We start from the raw sequence: 21,454 nt of genomic DNA, 5'->3' as shown, positions 1-21,454 counted from the left end.
TGGATAAGCTTATGGACGTCCCATTCCGGTTGAGGCTGAAATCTCAGCCAGCTACAGCCGTTTCTGTCGTATGATCCGGCATTCGGGATCAATCCCGGTTGTCGGCTACCGGATAGCCCTCGAAGTCTCTCAGGGTTTTGAGGACGAAGGTGGTGTGGATCCGGCCGATTCCGAAACCGGGATCAGCCAGATAGGCCTCTGTGAGGGCTTCGTAAGCCGCGAGCGTCGGCGCCACGATCCGGGCGATATAGTCGTATTCGCCGTTCACCACCTGTAGTTCGATGACAGCAGGATTGGCTGTCAACGCGCGCTCCAGCCGTTGCCGGGTCCCGGTCGAAGGATCGCGCATGCTGATCCCGGCCAGCGCGATGATGTCGTGTCCGAGGGCGGCAGGCTCGATCAGAGCCGTATAGCCTCGGATCACCCCCTTCTGTTCCAGACGCCTGACCCGCTCGAGACAGGGGCGCGCCGAAAGACCGACCCGTTCCGACAGAGCTTGGTAGGTGATGCGTCCGTTATCGCGGAGCGCATCGAGGATCATCAGATCGATCCGATCGAGGGAGGGTTTGACGCTGCGGCTCAGCAGCTTCGAGGGCGGCTTCATGGTTCAGCTCGAACGGGACCCATGAGAAAGAGGAATGGATCCGATGACAGGTTGTCAGGTCTCTATCCTACGAATGACGAACCATGCAATTCCACCAAGGCCGCAGGCAAGCTCCCTCCTGATTACGCACAATGATAGTCCTGACCTCACAAAAGGTTGAAACCGGCCACGGTCTTTGCCAACTAGTAGCGGCCGGTCGATGGGCGAGCTTGCGATGCTTCCCATTCACGACAGGATTGGAGGTGCTATTGTGCTGCGGGATTATCTCACCGATCTTCCTCTGATCGCCATTCTACGAGGCCTGAAGCCGGAGCATGCCGAAGCCGTGGGTCACGCCCTGGTCGAGGCTGGCTTTCGCATCATCGAAGTCCCGCTGAACTCGCCAGAGCCTTTCCGCAGCATCGAAATCCTGGCCAAGACCATGCCGGAGAACGTGCTCGTCGGCGCCGGGACCGTCCTCGACCCTGATCAGGTCAATGGCGTCCATGATGTCGGCGGCAAGCTGATTGTCATGCCGCACGCGGATGTCGACGTCATCCGGCGCGCCAAGGAAAACCGGCTCGTTTGCACCCCTGGCGTGGCAACGCCAACGGAGGCCCTCGCAGCCCTCAAGGCAGGTGCCGATGCCATCAAGATCTTCCCGGCCGAGGCCATCCCTCCCGCTGTCGTGAAAGCCTGGCGGGCCGTGTTGCCGAAGGACACGCTTGTCCTGCCGGTCGGAGGCATCAAGCCGGACAATATGAAGCCCTATGTGAATGCCGGCGCCAACGGTTTCGGGCTCGGCTCGGCCCTCTTTACGCCCGCCATGCCGGTCGAAGAGATCCGCCGCAATGCCCACGATTTCGCGGTGGCTTGGCAGAATCTACGCTCAGCCTGAGCCACAGCCGGCGTTTATTCTGAACGACCTGAGCAGGAACCCGTCGGAGAGAAAGCCGTTCTCACGGGGCAATGCTTGTTCATGGAGTTCATGATGAAGAAAACGGTACTGATTCTTGCGGCTTCGCTGCTCAGCACGGCCGCCTTCGCTCAGGACACCACCACGACCATCAAGAAGGAAGAGGGCATTCTGGGCAGCCAGACCACCATCGAGCGCAAGACGGAACCGAGCACGACGTCTTCCACTACCGTAACGACTTCTGATCGACCGCTGGGCTGCTCCACGGAGACCAAGCAGAAGACGGACGAATTCGGCGACACGACGACCCAGAAGAAGACCGAGTGCTGATCGGTTTCTCACTATCTCTCAGCAGGGCCCGGCCATCGCGCCGGGCCTTTCTTGTGCTTGGAATCTAGCGGCGCCGGCCGCCCTGCCCGCCGCGGAAGAACGGAACGGTCAGGAGCCGCCGCCCGGTCTCGTCGGTGATTTCCAGCTCGATGTTGCCCGCATCGGCCAGCTCGTCCCGAAGCTCCTCGACCGTGGCCAAGGCCTCGGCACGGGCCGCGTCGAGGTCGGGCAGCTCGATCCCCTCCTCGTCTTCATCGACGTCGTAACCGTCACGGATGTTGAAGAAATATCGCGGCATGGGAGTTCAGCTTCGGAATAGAGTTTGGCGGTAAGAACGTCTTTGACGGCAGCAGGTTCAATCCATCGCCTGCTATCTCATATATACGCCTTTTCGAGAAATGATGACGGTTCTGAATGGCCTAGGAGGCAGGCCCTCCGTCAGAATTTTAGGATCAGGTTCATTCTTTCCGCCGAGTGGCCGGCCAAAACCACGTCCTTGGCGCGCTCGGACAGCTTGATCTGGCCGCGGCCCATCCGCTTTGCCTCATAGAGCGCCTCATCAGCGTCGCCATAGAGCTTCTCGAAGGTGTCGGACGGACCGCGAAGGGCGATCCCCGCCGACATCGTCACCTGAACGGCCCCTCCTGGTGTGATGATCGGCGTCCGCTCGACGGCGCGCAGCAGATCGCCGATGGCATCGACGATCCGTTCGACAGGTGTGGTCGAGGAAATCAGGGCAAACTCCTCCCCGCGCATATGGCCGACCAGACCGTAATCCGACAGATGCGCCTCCATGGTCTTGCCCAGCATCTGAAGCACGAGGTCGCCGGTCCGATGGCCATGGCTGTCGTTGATGGCATTGAATTGGTCGATATCCGCGATCACCAAGGCCATTGCCTGCTGAGCGGGGGCCCTACTTGCCTCGATCAAGGCCCGCCGGTTCGGCAGGCCGGTCAAGGGATCGGTGCGGCTGATTTCCTCCAACCGCCGCTTGGCCTCCTGCAACTCCCGCTGAGCCCTGCCGAAGATGTAGGAAACGGGAATAGCAATCACACCGACCGTCAGGGTGGTAACCACGAATGTCCGCGCCACCGCTGTCCATGACGTAAAGAAAACCAATTGGATGGTGATGTCGGCCGAAAGCGAAACGGCGAGGGCGAAGAGCGTGACCATCACGACATATCGAACGAGTTCTTCCTGAGTCGTGATCGTCGGCATGGTCAGCCGTTGAACGAGATTACGTAATGTCAGCATAGTAATATTGCCCCAATGCGAACTTTATAGCAGAACCCGTTACTCTATCCAAGCGTGATTGAATACCGGTATTTCTACGTATTCGACATCATTCGCGGCCGGTCACACGATCCAGGAAAACTTTCCTTAAAATAAGAAGGGAGTACCGCGCACGCTGCACCATGGAGCTTTTTCGGAGAGAGCGCGTTAATTGGCACGCCAAGGGTAATCGCGGGTCAACCGTTAGGGACATGTCATGATCCGTTGCCCTCTCGCCCCACTCGCGATCCTTGGCGCGATCGTCGCGCTTGGGATCACGCCGGTGAGCGCCCAATCCTCCTGCGGTCCACGCGAGCAGCTCGTGAAGTTGCTGTCAGATCAGTACAAGGAAGATCCGATCGGCATAGGCCTCGCCCAGCCCGGACAGGTGCTTGAAGTCTTCGCCTCTTCGAACGGCTCTTGGACGATGGTCATGACCAGACCGGACGGCAAAGCCTGCCTGATCGCCGCCGGGGACAATTGGGAAATGGTGACCAAGATCAAAGGCAGTCCGATTTAATTTTCGACCGCGCGTGACACGTCCAGCTTAAGCGGAGATCTATCGAACCTTCGAGGTCATCGGAGCACTATTCACGATGCTGAAGAGAGACAGTTTTTCAGGATTGTGGAATGGCGCGCCCTAGGGGAATCGAACCCCTCTTTCCTGCGTGAAAGGCAGATGTCCTAACCGATAGACGAAGGGCGCGCGGTCCTTCGGGGCGGTGCTGCCTCCGAAGTGGGCGAACCTATAGATGGGTTCGGGATGCATCGCAAGCACCAGATTTGAATTATTCCGGCCTCGCCGCATCCATGATCCGAACCTCGACCTTTTCGTTGCCGCCCCATCGATCGATGGAGAGAGTACCCGCCACATGAAGCGGGTTGCCGATAGCCTGAGACAAGATATTTCCGAGCGGCTGACCAGCGGCGCGGAAGGCGATTCCGCCGATGAAACTGCCATCGCCACCACGAAGCTTCACACGCATATGCCCGCCGCTGCCGACCTCCCGCGCTTCAATGAGGCGATGCTGCGGAAAGACGAAGACCGGCTCCGGCTGGCCCTGGCCGAACGGCCCTGCCCGCTCCAGGGCAGTGACGACGGCAGGCTGAGCGCCGGCAGCCGTTAGGGTCGCATCGATGGCGAAATTGTCCCGAAGCCGCGTCGCGCTCACTGGCTCGATGAGCTTTTCAGTGATGAAGGCGAGGAATTGCTCCAGATCGACGGCCTGGATGGTCACGCCGGCCGCCATCATATGGCCGCCACCTTTGATGGCGAGCCCTGCATCGACGGCCGCCCGCACTGCAAACCCAAGATCGACGCCGGGCACCGAGCGGCCCGAGCCGGTCGCCGTGCCGTCCGGATTCAGGGTAAAGGCGAAAGCCGGGCGTCGAAACCGCTCCTTGGTGCGGGCGGAAATCAGGCCGACGACACCTGGATGCCACTCGGCCGAAGCGGTCACGAGAACCGGCAGATCGGGCATGCGCTCCAGCGCCATCATGGCCTGAGCCTCGGCTTCGGCCACGGCGACGACCTCGATGGCCTGGCGCTCGCGGTTGAGCCTGTCGAGCTCGGCGGCGAGGCGCCCGGCCTGAACAGCATCCTCCGTCAGTAGCAGACGCGATCCCAGAGCCGCGTCGCCGATGCGCCCGCCGGCATTGATGCGAGGTCCGACGAGATAGCCGAGATGCCAGCTTTCCGGCGCCCCGGCGAGACCTGCCGTATCGAGGAGCGCCGCCAGACCCACCCGTCGGCGGCTCTTCATGATGGCGAGGCCCTGGCGCACGAAAGCCCGGTTGAGACCGATGAGCGGCACCACGTCGGCAACGGTCGCCAAGGCCACGAGATCGAGGCTGCCCATCAGATCCGGCTCAGGCCGCCCTTGGAAGAAGCTGCGCAGCCGCAAGACCCGGTTGAGGGCGACGAGGAACAGGAACACCACGCCGGCCGCGCAGAGATGGCCGAGGCCCGAAAGATCGTCCTGGCGGTTCGGGTTCACGATGGCGAGCGCCTCTGGCAGCTGCTCCGGCGCCTGGTGGTGATCGAGAACGATGGGATCGAGGCCAAGGCGCTTCGCCTCGGCCAAAGGTTCGATACTGGCGGTGCCGCAATCCACCGTCACCAGGATATCAGCGCCCTGCTCCTTCAGGCTCCGGATAGCAGCGACATTCGGGCCGTAGCCTTCCGTGATCCGGTCGGGGATGTGGATGGTGTAGTCCAATCCGCAGGCACGCAGATACTCGGCGAGCAACGCCGCGCTGCAAGCGCCATCCACGTCGTAATCGCCGAAGATCGCCACCTTCTCGTTGCGCAGCACTGCATCGGCCAGCCGGGAGGCGGCAACCTCCATGTCGGTGAGTCCATGCGGATCGGGCATGAGATCGCGCAGGCGCGGATTCAAAAAGCCTTCGGTGTCATGAATGCCCACACCCCGCCCTGCGAGCACGCGGGACAGGACGTCCGGCAGGCCATGGGTCTGGGCGATGGCAAGTGCGATCGTGCCCTGGGCGGCATCGCAGCGCTCGACCCAGGTGCGCCCGAGGGCGGAATTGGTGACGCCCAGGAAGGGTTTCGGCAGGAGAAGAGGAGATGATTCGGTCACAGCGGGACTCTTAGCCGCGAATTGTGGTCAAAGCATCCTGGGAGAATGATCGCACCTTCTCCGCATTGTCATTCCCGGCCGGAGCGAAGCGGAGGAGGAGGGAATCCATGGCGCTGTGTGGGTTGGATCCCTTTTCCCTCGCCTGCGGCTCGCCGTGGATGACAGGACATCATCCAAACAGATGGCGGTACTGAATGAAGCCGCTGCGGCTGGCGACTTTGTCGTAGAGCGCCTGGGCGGTCGTGTTGGTTTCGTGCGTCAGCCAATAAACCCGGCTTGCGCCATGGGCCTTTGCCTTCTCATACACGGCCTCGATCAAGGCCCGCGCCACACCCTGCCCCCGTGCCTCCTCGGCCGTAAACAGGTCCTGCAGGTAGCAGTAATCGGCCATGGTCCAGGTGGATCGGTGGTAGAGGTAATGCACAATACCGACGATCCTGCCATCGAGAACGGCCGCAAGGCCATGGATGGGCTCCGCAGGGTCGAGGAACCGGCGCCACGTCGTCTCCGTGACCTCGGCAGGCACAGAGGATTTGTAGAACGTCAGATAGCCCTGCCAGAGCGGCTCCCAGGCATCCCGGTCTCCCGCGGTGAAGGGACGGATTTGAATCATAGGTTTTTCCACTTCTGTCCGATCCTCATCATTCCACGGATTTGCTCCATCGTGCCCGGCCTTGTGTGGGGTATCCACGCCTTTTGCACGCCCCCTGAAACGTGAATGGCCGGGACAAGCCCGGCCATGACGTAATACGGACTATGGTCCGTGCCTGAAGCGAATTAGTCCAGGTGGAACTTCGCCAGTTCGCGGTGCTCGCCATAGATGCGGCGCACGGTGCCGGTGGCGGAACGGTAGACCACGGTTTCCGTCGTGATCACGTCCTTGCTGAAATGCACGCCCTTGATCAGCGCGCCATCGGTCACGCCGGTTGCCGCCACGATCACGTCGCCGCGGGCAAGGTCCGTCATGTCGTATTTCTTGTTGGGGTCGGTCACGCCCATCTGGAGGGCGCGGGACCGCTTCTCCTCCGTGTCGAGGATGAGACGGGTCTGCATCTGGCCGCCGATGCAGCGCAGGGCGCCGGCCGCCAGCACGCCTTCGGGCGCCGCGCCGATGCCGAGATAGATGTCGATGCCGGTTTCCGCGGGCTTCGTCGTGAAGATTACGCCGGCCACGTCGCCGTCCGAGATCAGGCGGATGCCGGCGCCCGTCTTGCGGATCGCCGCGATGAGATCCGCATGGCGCGGACGGTCGAGCACGAGGGCGGTCAACTCGTTCACCTTCACGCCCTTCGCCTTGGCGAGACTGTGCAGGTTCTCCTCCGGCGAAGCATCGAGATCGATGACGCCGGCGGGATAGCCCGGCCCGACCGCGATCTTGTGCATGTAGACGTCGGGAGCAGCCAGCAGGGTTCCGGCCTCGGCCATGGCCATGACGGCGATGGAGCCCGGCATGTCCTTGGCGCAGAGCGTGGTGCCTTCGAGCGGATCGACGGCGATGTCGACCTTCGGGCCCTGCTTGTTGCCGACTTTCTCGCCGATGAAGAGCATCGGCGCCTCGTCGCGCTCTCCCTCGCCGATCACCACGGTGCCGTCGATGGGAAGCTTGTTCAGCTCACGACGCATGGCGTCCACGGCGGCCTGGTCGGCGGCTTTCTCATTGCCGCGGCCACGCAGCCTGGCGGAGGCCACCGCCGCGCGCTCGGTGACGCGGACGAGTTCCAGGGTCAGGATGCGTTCGATGATTTGGCCCGGTTGGACGGTAATGCCTTGCGACATGGACTTGTCGTCTCCTCTTGTGATCGTCTTAAGGCCCGAGGGCCGGTGTTGAGTTACTCGCGTTCGATGCGAATGACTTGGGGCGGCTCGGCGATAAGACCATCCCTTGAGATTTTTTCCAGAGCCGAGCGGATCGAGGCCTCGGTGGCCGCATAGGTGATGAGCACCAGGGACACCGGCGCACCTGACCGCCCGTGCGGGTCCTTGGTTGCAGCGATCTCCGAGCGCTTCTGCAGGATGCTCTCCAGCGAGATGTCGGCCTCGGCCATGCGCGTGGCGACGCCGGCGGCAACACCTGGACGGTCATGGACCGTCAGGCGAACATAATAGCCGCCCTCATGGCGCTGCATGGGGGCGCGCTGCGCCTTTTCCAGCCGATCCGCCGGGGAGCCGAAGAGTGGCTGTACGGTGCCGGTGGCGACATCGGCGATGTCGGCCACGACGGCGGAAGCGGTCGCATCGCCCCCTGCCCCCGGCCCGATGAGCGTCAACTCCCGCACCGCATCGGCATCGATGGTCACGGCGTTGGTCACGCCCATGACCTGGGCGATGGATGAGGTCCGGGGCACCATGGTCGGGTGCACGCGTTGCTCGATCCCGGTCTTGGTGCGCTCGGCAACACCCAGAAGCTTGATGCGGAAGCCGAGTTCCTTCGCCATGGCGAGGTCGAGCGGCGTGATGGAGGAAATGCCCTCCACATAGATCGCGTCCGCATCGATCTCGGTGCCGAAAGCAAGGCTGGTGAGGATCGCGAGCTTATGGGCCGTATCGAAACCCTCGACGTCGAAGGTCGGATCGGCCTCCGCATAACCCAGGCGCTGTGCATCCTTCAGGCATTCGGAGAAGGTCAGGCCCTCCAGCTCCATGCGGGAGAGAATATAATTGCAGGTGCCGTTCAGGATGCCGTAAAGACGCGAGATCCGGTTGGCAGGCAGAGCCTCGCGCAGGGTCTTGATGATCGGGATGCCGCCCGCGACGGAGGCCTCGAAAGCCAGGGACACGCCCTTCTCTTCGGCCAGTCTCGCCAGTTCAAGACCATGCTTGGCAAGCAGCGCCTTGTTGGCGGTGACCACATGCTTGCCGAGGGACAAAGCTGTCTGCACCGTTTCGAGCGCCGCTCCATCCGCACCGCCGACCAGCTCGACCACGCAATCCACATCGGCCGAGCGCGCCAATTCCACCGGGCTGTCGAACCACGTGAAGCGGGAGAGATCGAAGCCCCGATCCTTGGTTCTGTCGCGGGCCGAAATCGCCACGACTTCAACCGGCCGTCCGCCGCGCTGGGCGACGGCCTCGTTCTGGCGGTCGAGAATGCGAATGACCGATGCGCCGACGGTGCCGAGGCCGGCAATGCCGACCCGAAGGGGACGTGTCACGAACAACAGCTCCTCAAAAAATGTCGGGCTGCTTTTACGACTGCCGGGGTCCCATGTCCATGCAGACACGGTTCCTCGGCCCGGCGGATATCACGATCCCGTCAGGCGAGGATCAGCCCCGACGCACCATGGGCACCACGTTATGGAGGGTCTGGTCGGCATTGTCGAAGAACTTGCGGATGTTGCGCGCCGCCTGACGGATGCGCTGCTCGTTTTCCACAAGCGCGATGCGCACGTAGTCGTCGCCATGTTCGCCAAAGCCGATGCCGGGCGCGACCGCCACATCGGCCTTCTCCACCAGCAGCTTGGAGAATTCGAGGCTGCCCAGCGACCGGAACTTCTCCGGGATCTGCACCCAGGCGAACATGGAGGCGGTCGGCACCGGCACCTGCCAGCCGGCCTTGGCGAAGGACTCGACCATCACGTCGCGGCGGCGCTTGTAGGTGGCGCGCATCTCGCGGATGCACTCGTCCGGGCCGTTGAGGGCGGCGGTGGCGGCGACCTGGACCGGCGTGAAGGCGCCGTAATCGAGATACGACTTCACCCGCGCCAGCGCCGCCAGCAGGCGCTCGTTGCCGACCGCAAAGCCGATGCGCCAGCCGGCCATGGAGAAGGTCTTGGACATCGAGGTGAATTCCACCGCCACGTCGATGGCGCCCGGCACCTGCAGGATCGACGGCGGCGGATTGGACTCGTCGAAATAGACCTCCGAATAGGCGAGATCCGACAGCAGGATCAGCTCATGTTTCTTCGCGAAGGCGACGAGATCGCGGTAGAAGTCGAGGGAGGCCACATAGGCGGTCGGGTTCGACGGATAGCAGACGACGAGGGCCACCGGCTTGGGGATCGAGTGGGCCACGGCGCGCTCGGCCGCGACGAAGAATTCCGGCGTCGGCTCGGCCGGCACCGAGCGGATCACGCCGCCGGCCATCAGGAAGCCGAAGGCATGGATCGGGTAGCTCGGGTTCGGCACCAGAATCACGTCGCCCGGCTCGGTGATCGCCTGGGCCATGTTGGCGAAGCCCTCCTTGGAGCCCAGCGTCGCCACCACCTGCGTATCCGGGTTGAGCTTCACGCCGAAGCGGCGCTCGTAATAGCCGGCCTGGGCGCGGCGCAGGCCGCCGATGCCCTTGGAGGCGGAATAGCGGTCGGTGCGCGGCTTGCCGACGGTCTCAATGAGCTTGTCGATGACGTGCTGGGGGGCCTGGAGATCCGGATTGCCCATCCCGAGGTCGATGATGTCGGCGCCGTTGGCCCGGGCCGCGGCCTTGATGCGGTTGACCTGCTCGAAGACGTAAGGCGGAAGGCGCTTAATCCGGTAAAAGTCAGGCATAGGTCTCGTCCTCGGGCGGAATCACATGATTCCGGTATAGGTTCTAAGGCGTTCTCTTGGAATTCGTCTTCTGCCGCGTCTGCTGCGACGTGTTGGCCGGAAGCTTGATGGGCTCGGGAGGAGGCGTGTTACCGAGTTCGGCGGCCGCGGCGCCGGCGGCCTCGTTCCGGGCGCGCAACGCGTCGAGTTCCGCCTCGGCCGCCTTGATCTCATCGGCCGTACGCGCCGGTGTCGGACGCGCAGGGGCCGGCGTTCCGATCGGCATGTAGTCCAAATTGGCCGGCCGGGACCGGGCGACGAAATCGGGCGTCGGCGCCATCTGCGGACCGGCCCCGACTGCAGTTGCCACATCCCGTACAGGATTGCTGTTGCAGCCGGCAACGACGCCGACGGCGAGCATCGCCACGACAACAACCGAGGCGCGGCGGATCGGAAAGCACTTCGTACGCATTGTGATACCTAAGAACTGTAACATGACTCTGGCATATCCGACGGGTCGAACGCTAAAGCATCGGACCCAAAAGTGGAATCCACTTTTGGGATCCATCCGATGCTTCTTAACCTACCTGGCGCATCGTGGGAGCGGAAAACCGGATCCACTTTTCCGCACGATGCGCTAGGATGTCGGAAATGCGGCTTGCGAGCAATGCTGCTGCGATAGAGGGAGATCGCCTTATGGACAAGCCATACGGTGAAGAGAAGACTCAAGGCCCTACCCCGGACTTCGAGGAACTCTCCCGCAACATGGCCCGCTTCATCGAGGGAGCCGGCAAGGCTGCCGCCGCCTACCTCAAACCCGTCCAGGAAGGCCAAACCCCACCCGATCTTTCAAGCGATACCTCGGAAGCCATCAGATCCTTCGGCCGCGTGGCCGAATCCTGGATGAGCGACCCGCAGAAGAGCTTTGAGGCCCAATCCCGCCTCGGAACGCAATTCCTGTCTCTCTGGGCTTCGACCCTGAAACGTGCGCAGGGTGAATCCGCCGAACCGGTGGCGGAGCCGGAGCCCAAGGACAACCGCTTCAAGGACCCGGAATGGTCTGAGAGCCCGATCTTCGATTTCCTGAAACAGGCCTATCTCATCTCTTCCCGCTGGGCGGAAGACCTCGTGGAGAATGCGGACGGGCTCGACGAGCGCACGCGGCACAAGGCGCAGTTCTACCTCAAGCAACTCTCCAGTGCGCTCTCGCCGTCCAACTTCCTCCTGACCAACCCGGAACTGATCCGCGAAACCCTGCGCGAGAATGGCGCCAATCTCGTGCGCGGCATGACCATGCTGGCGGAGGATATCGAGGCGGGCGGCGGCGAGCTGAAAATCCGTCAATCGGACACGAGCAATTTCAAGGTCGGCGTGAACATCGCCACGACACCGGGCAAGGTGATCTTCCGCAACGATCTGATCGAGTTGATTCAATACACGCCTGTAACGGAGAAAGTGCTCAAACGGCCGCTGCTGATCGTGCCGCCCTGGATCAACAAGTTCTACATTCTCGATCTCAATCCGGAGAAAAGCTTCATCCGCTGGGCGGTTTCGCAGGGGCTCACCGTGTTCTGCATCTCCTGGGTCAACCCGGCAGAGCAGCATGCCGAAAAGGGCTTCGAGCATTACATGGTCGACGGCATCTTCGCCGCGCTGGATGCAATCGAACAGGCCACCGGCGAAAAGAAAGTGACGGCGATCGGCTATTGCGTCGGCGGAACGCTGCTGGCCACTACTCTCGCCTACATGGCGGCCAAGCGCGACAAGCGGATCGACAGCGCCACCTTCTTCACTGCGCAAGTAGACTTCACCCATGCGGGCGATCTGAAGATCTTTGCCGGCGAGGACGAGGTCCGCAGTATCGAGGCCTCCATGAAGAAACGCGGATACCTCGAAGGCTCGCGCATGGCCAATGCCTTCAACATGCTGCGGCCCAATGACCTGATCTGGCCCTACGTGGTCAATGTCTACATGAAGGGACAATCGCCCTTCCCGTTCGACCTGCTCTATTGGAATGCCGACTCGACCCGCATGCCGGCGGCGAACCACGCGTTCTACCTGCGCAACTGCTATCTCGAGAACAAGCTCGCCAAGGGCGAGATGGAGCTTGCAGGTGTAACGCTCGATCTGAAGAAGGTGAAGGTGCCGATCTTCAATCTGGCGACAAAGGAAGATCATATTGCCCCCGCCCTCTCCGTGTTCGTCGGCTCAAAAGCCTTCGGCGGACCGGTCGATTATGTTCTTGCCGGGTCCGGCCATATTGCCGGAGTGGTCAATTCTCCGAGCAAGCCGAAATACCAGTTCTGGACCGGCGGTCCCGTCGAGGGCGAACTGGAGGACTGGATGAAACAGGCCTCGGAGACTATCGGCTCCTGGTGGCCCTACTGGTTTGAATGGATCAAAGCCCAGGCGCCGCGGATGGTGCCGGCACGGGAGCCTGGAGGCGGCAAGCTGAAGTCGCTCGGCGACGCGCCCGGCACTTACGTTCTGGCGAAATCCTAAAGTCCGCCCTCGGAAGATCCTCAAAAAGAAAGGCCGGCAAATCTGCCGGCCTTCTTGCTGTCAATTCGGGAGAGCTCAATTCTTGCGAACGAGCGGAACGGCCGGGATCGCGACCTTCGGGTCGTCCCAGCGATAGCGCACCGCCGCCGAGATGATATCGGTATCCGAGTCCACATCAGCCACGAAGGGAAGCCCCTCGAAGTCCTGATGTCCGGGAAGGATGCGGATATCGGTCTCCCTGGTGAAGATGTGAGTGTAAGCGACGTCGAACGACAGCTTGTCGTTCCACTGGTAGGTGGCACCGATCGACGCCCAGATGCGGTCGTTGTCGGGCAGGCGAGTAGAGCGGATTTGCGTATCGATCGGTGACTGCTCGTAAGCCACACCGGCGCGCACGATCCACTGGTCGTTCACCTTGTAGTCCAAGCCCAGGGAGTAGAAGTAGCCGTCTTCGTAGTTGAGCGGGATATCGGTGACAGCAGCACCGCCGGGGCCGATCACGAGGGGCGTCTTGAGAACGCTCCAGTTCGTCCACTCGAAGCCGGCGTGAACCGTGACGGCCGGCGTGATGACCTGCGAGAGACCGATGGTGACCTGGTCGGGCGTCTTCAGCTTCGCGGTGATCGGAAGGCTGGCGAAAGGTCCGATGGAACCGAACGGGGCTTTCAAGTTTCCTTCGAGCTCATGCTCGACCTGCGAACGGTAGCCGATACCGATCGTCGTACCGGCAAACGGAGTGATCGTCACACCGGCCGTGAAGCCGAAGCCGATGTCATCACCGTCGAGGATCGCGCTCGGGGCGCCGGGCAACGTCGCCGATGCTGCCGGAGCGCCCGGGAACGGCACCGCCCGCTTCAAGGTGATGTCGAAATACTGCAGCGACGGACCTACGGCGAAGGAGAACCAGTCGTTCACTTTCACGCCCACGACTGGATTGACGTTCACGGAGAAAATCCGCGATGAGCGCGAATAGAGTTGACCGGACCAGTTCTGACGCGGATCGGTGACGAGGCCATAGGGCGAGGTGGTGGACAGACCGACCCAGAACATGTCGTTGATCTGGTACGAGCTGTAACCTGCCGCAAGGAACGCGTCCTGGCCGATGTCGCCGGAACCGCCGAGCGCGAAGGTCGGGACGGAAGGCAGCGGATTGATATCGACCCGCGGAATGATCAGCGAGGCGTGGCCCTCGCTCCACCAGCCCGGCATCATCGTGATGACGGCGGGGTTCCAGAACATCGAGGAAAGATAGCCCGAGCCGGACGCGGCACCGGCGAAGGAATACCCCTGAGCCGTGGCGCTCTGCTCACGGAGTGCGAAGGCGCCGGCCTGCGCACCACCTTGAGCGGCAATGAGAGCGGCCAGGGAAACTGCAGCCAGTGACAAAGAACGAGAGAGAAGACCCATGGAGTTTTCCTGCCCTTATGTTTCTTAATACGGGAGAATCCCGTCGTGGGCGCACTGTGCCAATGCTTAATTTTGGCCGCAATCTTTTCATGAGTTCCAAGCGGCGCATTAACAATTTCTAAAAACCGTCCATAATTATTGAATTCTACTATCGATTACTTTGTTAATTTCGAGCATTCTGAAGGTGCGGACGAATGGTTCATATGTAAACCGATGTATAGTCGGCTCTGATCTTGAATTCTGCTACCTCCAACGGAGGGGTGGAAATTCCACCTTTTGTGCACCCTCGTGGCAAAACAGCAACATATTCGCGTCTAGAACGTGCATTGTAGCAGGGCGCATTCGCGCCAATTATGCCCATGCCCTAACGAGAGGAGCGCTTGATGAAGCTGGTGAGATTTGGGGAAACTGGACGAGAGAAGCCGGGACTTGTCGATTCCAGTGGGCAGATTCGCGATCTGTCGGGCCTTGTTGCCGATATCACCGGAGCGACCCTCTCCTCCGAGATCCTGGATCGCATCCGCAGGACGGATCCCAGCACCCTCCCCGTTGCCCCATCCGGCCAGCGCCTCGGCGCTTGCGTCGGGCAGGTGCGCAACTTCATCGCCATCGGACTGAACTATGCCGATCATGCCGCAGAAACCGGCGCTGCGATCCCGGCGGAGCCGATCGTCTTCAACAAGGCGCCATCCTGCATCGTCGGCCCCAACGACGACGTGATCATTCCGCGCGGGTCCCAGAAGACCGACTGGGAAGTGGAACTCGCGATCGTCATCGGCGAGAGAGCCTCTTACATCGGTGCCAACGAGGCTTTGGATTTCGTGGCCGGCTACTGCGTCTGCAACGACGTCTCGGAGCGTGAATTCCAACTGGAGCGCGGTGGCACCTGGACCAAGGGCAAGGGCTGTCCGACCTTCGGCCCTCTCGGCCCCTGGCTCGTCACGAAGGACGAGATTCCCGATCCGCAGAACCTTTCCATGTGGCTCGACGTGAACGGCGAGCGCGTGCAGAACGGCTCGACCAAGACGATGATCTTCAACGTGGCGCAGATCGTCGCTTACGTTTCGCACTTCATGATCCTTGAGCCCGGCGACGTGATCACCACCGGCACCCCGCCCGGCGTTGGCATGGGCATGAAGCCACAGCGCTTCCTCAAGGCAGGGGATGTGGTGTCGCTCGGCATCGAGGGCTTGGGCGAACAGCGCCAGCGCTTCGTCGCCTTCGAGGGACCGCCGATCGACACCAGCAAGAGCTGGAAGGGGCATTGATCGGCACCCCGAGGTAATCGCTTACGTCATGGCCAGGCCTGTCCCGGCCACTTCGATCCTATGATCCGATCCTATGAAGCGCCGCGCCTTTCGGAGCGTGATTACCGGCACGAGGCCGGTGATCACGTGATGAGTGCCATTCCCGGCCGGAGCGCAGCGGAGGGGAAGGGAATCCATTGCGCTGTGTGGGTGGATCCCCTTTCCTCGCTTCGCTCACTGGGGATGACAGGTCTTACATAAGCCCGAGCATCAGCTGGATGTTCTGCACGGCCGCGCCCGACGCTCCCTTGCCGAGATTATCGAGCCTCGCCACCAGAACAGCATGGTTGTAGCTGTCGTGCTGGAAGACGAGGAGTTCCAGGCGATCCGTATCGTTCAAGGCCTCCGGCTCGAGGCGCTCGATCCTCCTGCCGTCCCGGATGGTGGGCACGACGCTGACAAGTCCGCCGGCCTTGTAGTGTTCCAGGAGAGCCGCCTCGAGATCCGCGGCCTTCGGCTTGCCGGGCAGCAGATCGAGATGAAGCGGCACGCTGACCAGCATGCCCTGCCGGAAGTTGCCGACCGACGGAATGAAGATCGGCCGCCGGGTCAGACCGGTATATTTCTGCAGCTCAGGCACGTGCTTGTGCTCGAAGCCGAGGCCATAGAGCTCGAAGGCCGGCGCCGTGCCGGCCTCATAGGCCTCGATCATCGAGCGCCCGCCGCCGCTATAGCCGCTGACCGCATTCACGCTGATCGGGTAATCGGCCGGGATGAGGCCCGCATCCACGAGCGGCCGAATGAGCGCGATGGCGCCGGTCGGGTAGCAGCCGGGATTGGCGACCCTGTCCGCTTTGGCGACCGCCTCCCGCTGGGCGGAATCGAGTTCGGCGAAGCCGTAGACCCAGCCCGAGGCGACCCGGTGCGCCGTGCTCGCATCGAGAATGCGGGGCTTCTTGCCGCTCAGACCATCGACGAGGCTCACGGTCTCCCGCGCCGCGTCGTCATGCAGGCAGAGCACCACGAGATCGACCTCGGCCAGAATCTCGCGCTTGGCCGCCGGATCCTTGCGCCGCTCCGGATCGATGCTGCGGATCGCGACGCCGGGCACGTCCTTCAGCCGCTCGCGGATGCCGAGGCCGGTGGTCCCGGCCTCGCCATCGATGAAAACCGTAGCCGTCTTCTGGTCTGCGAAAGTCGTCATGGTCGTCGGATCCATCATTGCCGCCTCTGACAAGGCGATGAAGCTGCGGAATGTTTCAGAGAATATGGGGAGCCAAAATAAAAATGCCGCGCTCGAGGCGCGGCCTGAGAGGCGTCTCAACGACAGCCATCGTCACGCACGCGCGGAGCGGGCGGTGGTACGGCGTCGGAAGAACAGGCTCATCATCATGGTCTCTCTATGAAGCTGCGCACTTCGCCTGTCAACAGAGCCGGCAGCTGCAATCCGACATGCCTCTGCCAAGTAACACGAACAAAAGCCGGCGCGTGTGGCGCCGGCTTTTCTGTTGTTCGCCCCAGCAATCGAGCTAGATCAGCGCGAAAGCACTAGCGTTTAGGGCCATGTTCTTGGCCAGGGTGGCGAACTGCACCTGCGCCAGTCCGCCGACGCCGTCGGCGTCGTAGGACAGCGCGCCGGTGGCGCCGTTGTAGACCAGCCGGTGCGCCGTGCTCGTCGCTGCCGATCCCACCATCACCGCCGAAGCCGACACCGCCGTCAGCGACGGCACCGCGCTGCCGGCTCCGAATGCTGTGAATACGCCGCGCGCCAGCACGATCAGATCCTGGCCCTGGACGAAGTCGGTCAGGGTGTCGACATTGCTGCCGCCCAGGGCGGCATCGAAGCGGAACCAGTCCGCGCCGCCGCCGCCGCTGAGCTGATCGGCGCCCAGGCCGCCGAAGAGCTGGTCGAAGCCCTCGCCACCCTGCAGAACATCGTTACCGCCTTGACCGAAGAGCACGTCGCTGCCCTCGCTGCCCTCGAGCGCATCGCCGCCGGTCCCGCCGACCAGCGTGTCGTTGCCGCCCAGGCCCAGGATCGCATTGCCGGTCGCATCCGCCGTCAGGATGTCGCCATGCTGCGAGCCGTGCAGACCGCGGATGTCGCCATAGACATCGCCGGCCGCCTCGCCGGTGTTGAGCGCCCGGTTCGACAGGTCGACCGTCACTCCGGATGTGGCATTGGCGTAGGACGCCCAGTTGAAGCCGGCGCCGCCGTCGAGCGTGTCGGCGCCCCATCCCCCCTGCAGGATGTCGTCGCCGCCGATCCCCTTGAGCACGTTGGCCCCGGCATTGCCGGCGAGCACGTCGCCCGACTGGCTGCCCTCGACATTTTCAATGCTGCTATATATGTCGCCCACCGCATCGGCGCCGCCATCGCCGAGGCTGCCGAGATAGCCGCGCCGGTCGGCGAGACTGACGCTCACGCCCTTGGCCGCACCGGCATAGGACACCCAGTCGCTGCCCTCGCCGCCGAGCACGAGATCCCCGCCCGCGCCGCCCTCGAGCGTGTCGTCTCCGTCGCGGCCATCGAGGGTATTGCCCGCGGCATCGCCGGTCAGCCGATCCCCGAAGGCGGAGCCCAAGATTCCTTCGATGGCGACGTAAAGGTCGCCGGCGGCCGCGCCGGTATTGCGCGAGGCAGCCGCCAGGTTCGCCGTCACCCCGCCGGCGGCCCAGAGGTAGTTGACCCGGTCATAACCGTCGCCGCAATCCAGCAGATCGGCCTTTTGGGAGTTGCCGGTAAGAAGATCGTTGCCGGCGCCCCCGTAGAGCAGGCCGGTCCCGCCAACCTGATCGTCGCCGCTCGTGCCGATATGGGCATCGAAATACTGAACCACGGATTCGGATTGTATCGTCAATACGCCGTGCTTTTGAGAATTCCCTCCGGACCGACTCATATCGTCCAGGATGCCCTGCCCGACGGGAGGCGCATTTCTTCCCCCTACGACGTCCTTCGTATGATATAATAACTCAAGGAACTCATCAAAATTCATAAGATCGTCGCTGCGCCCATCGCCAGGCATTACAGCGTCCAAAGTCCACCTACTCCAACTGTCAAACGTTTCTAAGACACCGTCCTCTCCGGTCTCCCTCCTGAGCGTTTGAACGTCATATAGATAATCATCGAGGAATGGGAACTTCGTGATCGTCTGCGTGACTTCAAATGCCCCCTCATCACTCTCTTCATAAATATGACGCTCTATGCTCCATTCATTTAGCCCTGTAGGAATCAATTGGCCCGTTTCCTCTATGAAACGACCATCTTCAAATTCAGTTAACCTTTCATAATGACCATCTTTACCAATGTTGATTTGACTAATACTTTTATCTGGGTATTGTATAAATATATCTCTCGATCCATCTGGATGAGAATATCTTTCTACACGGGTATGATTGTTGATATTTAATAATTCCACCCTTCTACCGTCAGGATAATCTATTGTTGTCAAGCCTATATTATCACGGGTACGCTCAAAAGTCTCTACTACTCCGTTTTGATCAACATTCATCTCAATGTAATAGCCGTCGTTTCGTTCCAAGATGACAGTTCTAGTACCATCAGGGCGTTCAATCATTTGTTGAACCTTCGCATACTCCCACCAACCGTCCTCACCGACATGGCCGGCATATTCAGTAGTAAAGATCTTAGTTCCATCTGGCCTTCTGACCTCTTGGTCTCGCTGATCATTCGTCACGCGCGTAACCACAACGGTCCCGTCGGGCAATGTTTGCCTGGTTTCCGTATTCCCAGTCGATACGCTCCCGTCATTATGAATGATGATCGGTCCAACACCATCTACGCCGCCGATGCCGGTGCCGGCCCCGGCGCCACCGTAGCCGACGGATCCACCGTAAGTTCCGTTATAGCGCTCCCACTCTCCCTCGAGCGTATAATGATTGTACATTTGCCTGCCCCTCTTACTTGCTCGGCCGCTGCCGATGTTCAGCGCATTCCGCGCAGATTTCCGGGGAGCAGAGAACTCTCGCGATATGTAGGATTGGGGGATTCTTTAGTCGCTAAGTGCCTCAAGAATATATGAAAAGTTTTATCTTCCCGAACGACACACAACCCTTGATACGCCTCTTCCGGAGCGGCAATTTTCGAGTGATCGGCTTCCAATCATCGTGCACCGGCGCCCTAAGATCACTGTCACGTAGCGGTAGGCCTCCCGAGCCGGATGCCGCAATGCCCGGAAGTGCACCAAAACAAAAAAGGGCGGCCCGAGGACCGCCCTTTCCAAACCATATGGCTGAATAAGCCTTAGCGCTTCGAGAACTGGAAGCTGCGGCGGGCTTTCTTCTTGCCGTACTTCTTGCGCTCGACGACGCGCGGATCGCGGGTCAGGAAGCCTTCCTTCTTGAGCGGGCCGCGAAGCTCCGGCTCGTAGTAGGTCAGCGCCTTGGCGAGGCCGTGACGGACGGCGCCAGCCTGACCGGAGAGACCGCCGCCATCGACGTTAACGGTGATGTCGTACTGGCCGTCGCGCTGGGCGATCTGCAGCGGCTGCGACAGGATCAGGCGCAGCACCGGACGGGCGAAGTAGACCTCGACCGGGCGGCCGTTGATCACGATCTTGCCGGAACCGGGCTTGATCCACACGCGGGCGACGGCGTCCTTGCGCTTGCCGGTGGCATAGGCGCGGCCGAGCGAGTCGAGCTTCTGGACGTGCTTCGGAGCTTCCGGAGCGGCGGTCTGGGCGTTCTGGCCCAGATCGGCGAGAGACTGAAGGGTCGCCATGGATTTAAGCCCTCACGTTCTTGCTGTTGAGGGCCGCGACGTCCAGGACTTCCGGCTGCTGAGCGGTATGCGGATGCTCAGCGCCGCCATAGACGCGCAGGTTGCCCATGATCTGACGGAAAAGCGGGCCGCGGGGGAGCATGCGCTCCACAGCCTTCTCGACCACGCGCTCAGGGAAGCGGCCGTCGAGAATGAACTTCGCGGTGCGCTCCTTGATGCCGCCCGGATAACCGGTGTGGTGATAGTACACCTTCTGCTCGCGCTTGCGGCCGGTGAGCACCACCTTGTCGGCGTTGATGACGATAACGTTGTCGCCGCAGTCGACGTGGGGCGTGTAGTTCGCCTTGTGCTTGCCACGCAGACGCATGGCAACGACGGACGCGAGACGGCCCACAACAAGGCCCTTCGCGTCGATCACAACCCACTTCTTCTCGACCTCGGCGGGCTTCAGCGAAGTCGTAGTCTTCATTGCGCTGTATCCCGTTGGAGCCAAATGGCTCAGGTTCTGAAAAACGACAAACCGCCGCGAGATGCGGCGGCGAGTGACGGCTGTTTAGTGACATCAAGTATGGAAGTCAACAGCATTTTCAGCCATCCTGGCCGCATAAAACCCTTATAAAACAAGCATTAGCGGGCATAAGGTATTTTAATACCACAATAGCGGTATCTAATTACCTCGTCAATTTTGGTTCTGCGCAAACAACAGCTATGCTTGCTCGCAACGGCATATATCATCCCGCAGATCTAACGAGGCTCCCAATGACCGACGAACTGATCTTCTTTACAAATCCCATGTCCCGCGGCCGCATCGTTCGCTGGATGCTGGAGGAAACGGGCTGCGCTTATCGTACGGAAATTCTCGCTTTCGGCTCGGAGATGAAGGCGCCCGGCTATCTGGCCGTCAATCCTATGGGCAAGGTGCCGGCGATCCTTCACAAGGGGAAGATCGTCACCGAGGCCGCGGCGGTCTGCGCCTATCTCGCGGATACCTTTCCCGAGGCCGGCCTCGCGCCGCCGACGGGAGACAGGGCCGCCTATTACCGCTGGATGTTCTTCGCGGCAGGCCCGGTCGAGGCCGCTCTGAGCAACAAGGCTTTCGGCTTCGAGGTCCCGGCCGACCGGCAGCGGGCCATCGGCTACGGCAGCATCGAGACTGTCGTCGATGCTCTGGAATATGCCGTTACCCAATCCGAATACATCGCAGGCGACCGCTTCACGGCGGCGGACGTTTATGTCGGATCCCAGATCGGCTGGGGCATGATGTTCGGCACTCTGGAGAAACGGCCCGCCTTCGAGGCCTATTGGCAGCGCATCAGCTCGCGTCCTGCCGCCATTCGGGCGCGGGAGATCGACGATGCTCTTGTGCCTCCGAAGGCCTGAGCAGCAACGAGC

At 61.6% G+C, this 21,454-nt stretch carries 21 protein-coding genes and 1 tRNA gene; 7 read left to right on the top strand and 15 right to left on the bottom strand.

What is annotated here, in order from left to right:
* Positions 1 to 88: 88 nt before the first annotated feature.
* Positions 89 to 604, bottom strand: coding sequence for an Lrp/AsnC family transcriptional regulator (locus ACS5Q1_RS11705; RefSeq protein WP_203443732.1), 516 nt, complete (start codon positions 602 to 604; stop codon positions 89 to 91).
* A gap of 214 nt (positions 605 to 818) precedes the next feature.
* On the opposite strand from ACS5Q1_RS11705, the gene ACS5Q1_RS11700 reads away from it, so the two are divergent.
* On the top strand, positions 819 to 1,481 hold the full coding sequence (locus ACS5Q1_RS11700; RefSeq protein WP_473098339.1) for a 2-dehydro-3-deoxy-6-phosphogalactonate aldolase: 663 nt from the start codon (positions 819 to 821) through the stop codon (positions 1,479 to 1,481).
* Positions 1,482 to 1,571: 90 nt separating this feature from the next.
* On the top strand, positions 1,572 to 1,829 hold the full coding sequence (locus ACS5Q1_RS11695; protein WP_473098338.1) for a hypothetical protein: 258 nt from the start codon (positions 1,572 to 1,574) through the stop codon (positions 1,827 to 1,829).
* A 64-nt stretch (positions 1,830 to 1,893) separates the two neighbouring features.
* On the opposite strand, the gene ACS5Q1_RS11690 is transcribed toward ACS5Q1_RS11695, so the two are convergent.
* Both ACS5Q1_RS11690 and ACS5Q1_RS11685 read right to left on the bottom strand, forming a co-directional pair.
* Positions 1,894 to 2,127: a DUF6894 family protein gene (locus tag ACS5Q1_RS11690; RefSeq protein WP_201837568.1), complete on the bottom strand. Its 234-nt coding sequence runs from the start codon at positions 2,125 to 2,127 to the stop codon at positions 1,894 to 1,896.
* A gap of 140 nt (positions 2,128 to 2,267) precedes the next feature.
* Positions 2,268 to 3,083 (bottom strand): GGDEF domain-containing protein, encoded by an 816-nt coding sequence (locus tag ACS5Q1_RS11685; RefSeq protein WP_473098337.1) that lies wholly within the window; start codon positions 3,081 to 3,083, stop codon positions 2,268 to 2,270.
* Between the two features lie 235 nt (positions 3,084 to 3,318).
* Here ACS5Q1_RS11685 and ACS5Q1_RS11680 point away from each other — a divergent pair, with 235 nt between their 5' ends.
* On the top strand, positions 3,319 to 3,621 hold the full coding sequence (locus ACS5Q1_RS11680) for a hypothetical protein (RefSeq protein WP_473098336.1): 303 nt from the start codon (positions 3,319 to 3,321) through the stop codon (positions 3,619 to 3,621).
* A 111-nt stretch (positions 3,622 to 3,732) separates the two neighbouring features.
* On the opposite strand, the gene ACS5Q1_RS11675 is transcribed toward ACS5Q1_RS11680, so the two are convergent.
* The 7 genes from ACS5Q1_RS11675 to ACS5Q1_RS11645 form a co-directional block, all read right to left on the bottom strand.
* A tRNA-Glu gene (locus ACS5Q1_RS11675) sits at positions 3,733 to 3,807 on the bottom strand.
* A gap of 82 nt (positions 3,808 to 3,889) precedes the next feature.
* A complete protein-coding gene (recJ, locus tag ACS5Q1_RS11670) occupies positions 3,890 to 5,701 on the bottom strand; it encodes a single-stranded-DNA-specific exonuclease RecJ (RefSeq protein WP_473098335.1) in 1,812 nt (603 codons plus the stop codon).
* A 169-nt stretch (positions 5,702 to 5,870) separates the two neighbouring features.
* Complete coding sequence (locus ACS5Q1_RS11665; RefSeq protein WP_473098334.1) at positions 5,871 to 6,314, bottom strand: GNAT family N-acetyltransferase; 444 nt, start codon at positions 6,312 to 6,314, stop codon at positions 5,871 to 5,873.
* Positions 6,315 to 6,478: 164 nt separating this feature from the next.
* Positions 6,479 to 7,477, bottom strand: a complete 999-nt coding sequence (gene glpX / locus ACS5Q1_RS11660) for a class II fructose-bisphosphatase (RefSeq protein ID WP_203443725.1) — start codon at positions 7,475 to 7,477, stop codon at positions 6,479 to 6,481.
* Between the two features lie 53 nt (positions 7,478 to 7,530).
* Entirely contained in the window at positions 7,531 to 8,853 is a 1,323-nt protein-coding gene (locus ACS5Q1_RS11655) for a homoserine dehydrogenase (protein ID WP_203443724.1), read from the bottom strand.
* Between the two features lie 112 nt (positions 8,854 to 8,965).
* A complete protein-coding gene (locus ACS5Q1_RS11650) occupies positions 8,966 to 10,186 on the bottom strand; it encodes an LL-diaminopimelate aminotransferase (protein ID WP_473098333.1) in 1,221 nt (406 codons plus the stop codon).
* Between the two features lie 43 nt (positions 10,187 to 10,229).
* Positions 10,230 to 10,637: a hypothetical protein gene (locus tag ACS5Q1_RS11645; protein WP_473098332.1), complete on the bottom strand. Its 408-nt coding sequence runs from the start codon at positions 10,635 to 10,637 to the stop codon at positions 10,230 to 10,232.
* Positions 10,638 to 10,861: 224 nt separating this feature from the next.
* On the opposite strand from ACS5Q1_RS11645, the gene phaC reads away from it, so the two are divergent.
* Positions 10,862 to 12,667, top strand: a complete 1,806-nt coding sequence (phaC, locus tag ACS5Q1_RS11640; RefSeq protein WP_473098331.1) for a class I poly(R)-hydroxyalkanoic acid synthase — start codon at positions 10,862 to 10,864, stop codon at positions 12,665 to 12,667.
* Between the two features lie 75 nt (positions 12,668 to 12,742).
* Here the strand turns inward: phaC and ACS5Q1_RS11635 are convergent, their stop codons facing one another.
* Entirely contained in the window at positions 12,743 to 14,074 is a 1,332-nt protein-coding gene (locus ACS5Q1_RS11635; protein ID WP_473098330.1) for an OmpP1/FadL family transporter, read from the bottom strand.
* A gap of 383 nt (positions 14,075 to 14,457) precedes the next feature.
* Between ACS5Q1_RS11635 and ACS5Q1_RS11630 the strand changes: the two genes are divergently transcribed.
* Positions 14,458 to 15,342, top strand: a complete 885-nt coding sequence (locus ACS5Q1_RS11630; protein ID WP_473098329.1) for a fumarylacetoacetate hydrolase family protein — start codon at positions 14,458 to 14,460, stop codon at positions 15,340 to 15,342.
* A 232-nt stretch (positions 15,343 to 15,574) separates the two neighbouring features.
* Here the strand turns inward: ACS5Q1_RS11630 and argC are convergent, their stop codons facing one another.
* A complete protein-coding gene (gene argC / locus ACS5Q1_RS11625; protein WP_473098328.1) occupies positions 15,575 to 16,525 on the bottom strand; it encodes an N-acetyl-gamma-glutamyl-phosphate reductase in 951 nt (316 codons plus the stop codon).
* On the opposite strand from argC, the gene ACS5Q1_RS11620 reads away from it, so the two are divergent.
* Positions 16,524 to 16,727, top strand: a complete 204-nt coding sequence (locus tag ACS5Q1_RS11620; protein ID WP_473098327.1) for a hypothetical protein — start codon at positions 16,524 to 16,526, stop codon at positions 16,725 to 16,727. The genes argC and ACS5Q1_RS11620 overlap by 2 nt on opposite strands.
* A gap of 123 nt (positions 16,728 to 16,850) precedes the next feature.
* Here ACS5Q1_RS11620 and ACS5Q1_RS11615 read toward each other — a convergent pair whose 3' ends face one another.
* From ACS5Q1_RS11615 to rplM, 3 genes are all read right to left on the bottom strand, one after another.
* On the bottom strand, positions 16,851 to 19,229 hold the full coding sequence (locus ACS5Q1_RS11615) for a calcium-binding protein (RefSeq protein WP_473098325.1): 2,379 nt from the start codon (positions 19,227 to 19,229) through the stop codon (positions 16,851 to 16,853).
* A gap of 356 nt (positions 19,230 to 19,585) precedes the next feature.
* Positions 19,586 to 20,062 carry a 30S ribosomal protein S9 gene (gene rpsI / locus ACS5Q1_RS11610; RefSeq protein ID WP_203443715.1) on the bottom strand — a complete coding sequence of 159 codons (477 nt, stop codon included), beginning with the start codon at positions 20,060 to 20,062 and terminating at the stop codon, positions 19,586 to 19,588.
* Positions 20,063 to 20,066: 4 nt separating this feature from the next.
* Positions 20,067 to 20,531, bottom strand: a complete 465-nt coding sequence (gene rplM, locus ACS5Q1_RS11605) for a 50S ribosomal protein L13 (protein ID WP_203443714.1) — start codon at positions 20,529 to 20,531, stop codon at positions 20,067 to 20,069.
* A 290-nt stretch (positions 20,532 to 20,821) separates the two neighbouring features.
* On the opposite strand from rplM, the gene ACS5Q1_RS11600 reads away from it, so the two are divergent.
* Positions 20,822 to 21,442 carry a glutathione S-transferase family protein gene (locus ACS5Q1_RS11600; protein ID WP_473098324.1) on the top strand — a complete coding sequence of 207 codons (621 nt, stop codon included), beginning with the start codon at positions 20,822 to 20,824 and terminating at the stop codon, positions 21,440 to 21,442.
* Positions 21,443 to 21,454: the final 12 nt, after the last annotated feature.

The organism is Microvirga sp. GN3, assembly GCF_055792825.1.
The sequence above is the reverse complement of the archived record's forward strand: the minus strand, read 5'-3'. Positions and strand labels throughout refer to the sequence as shown.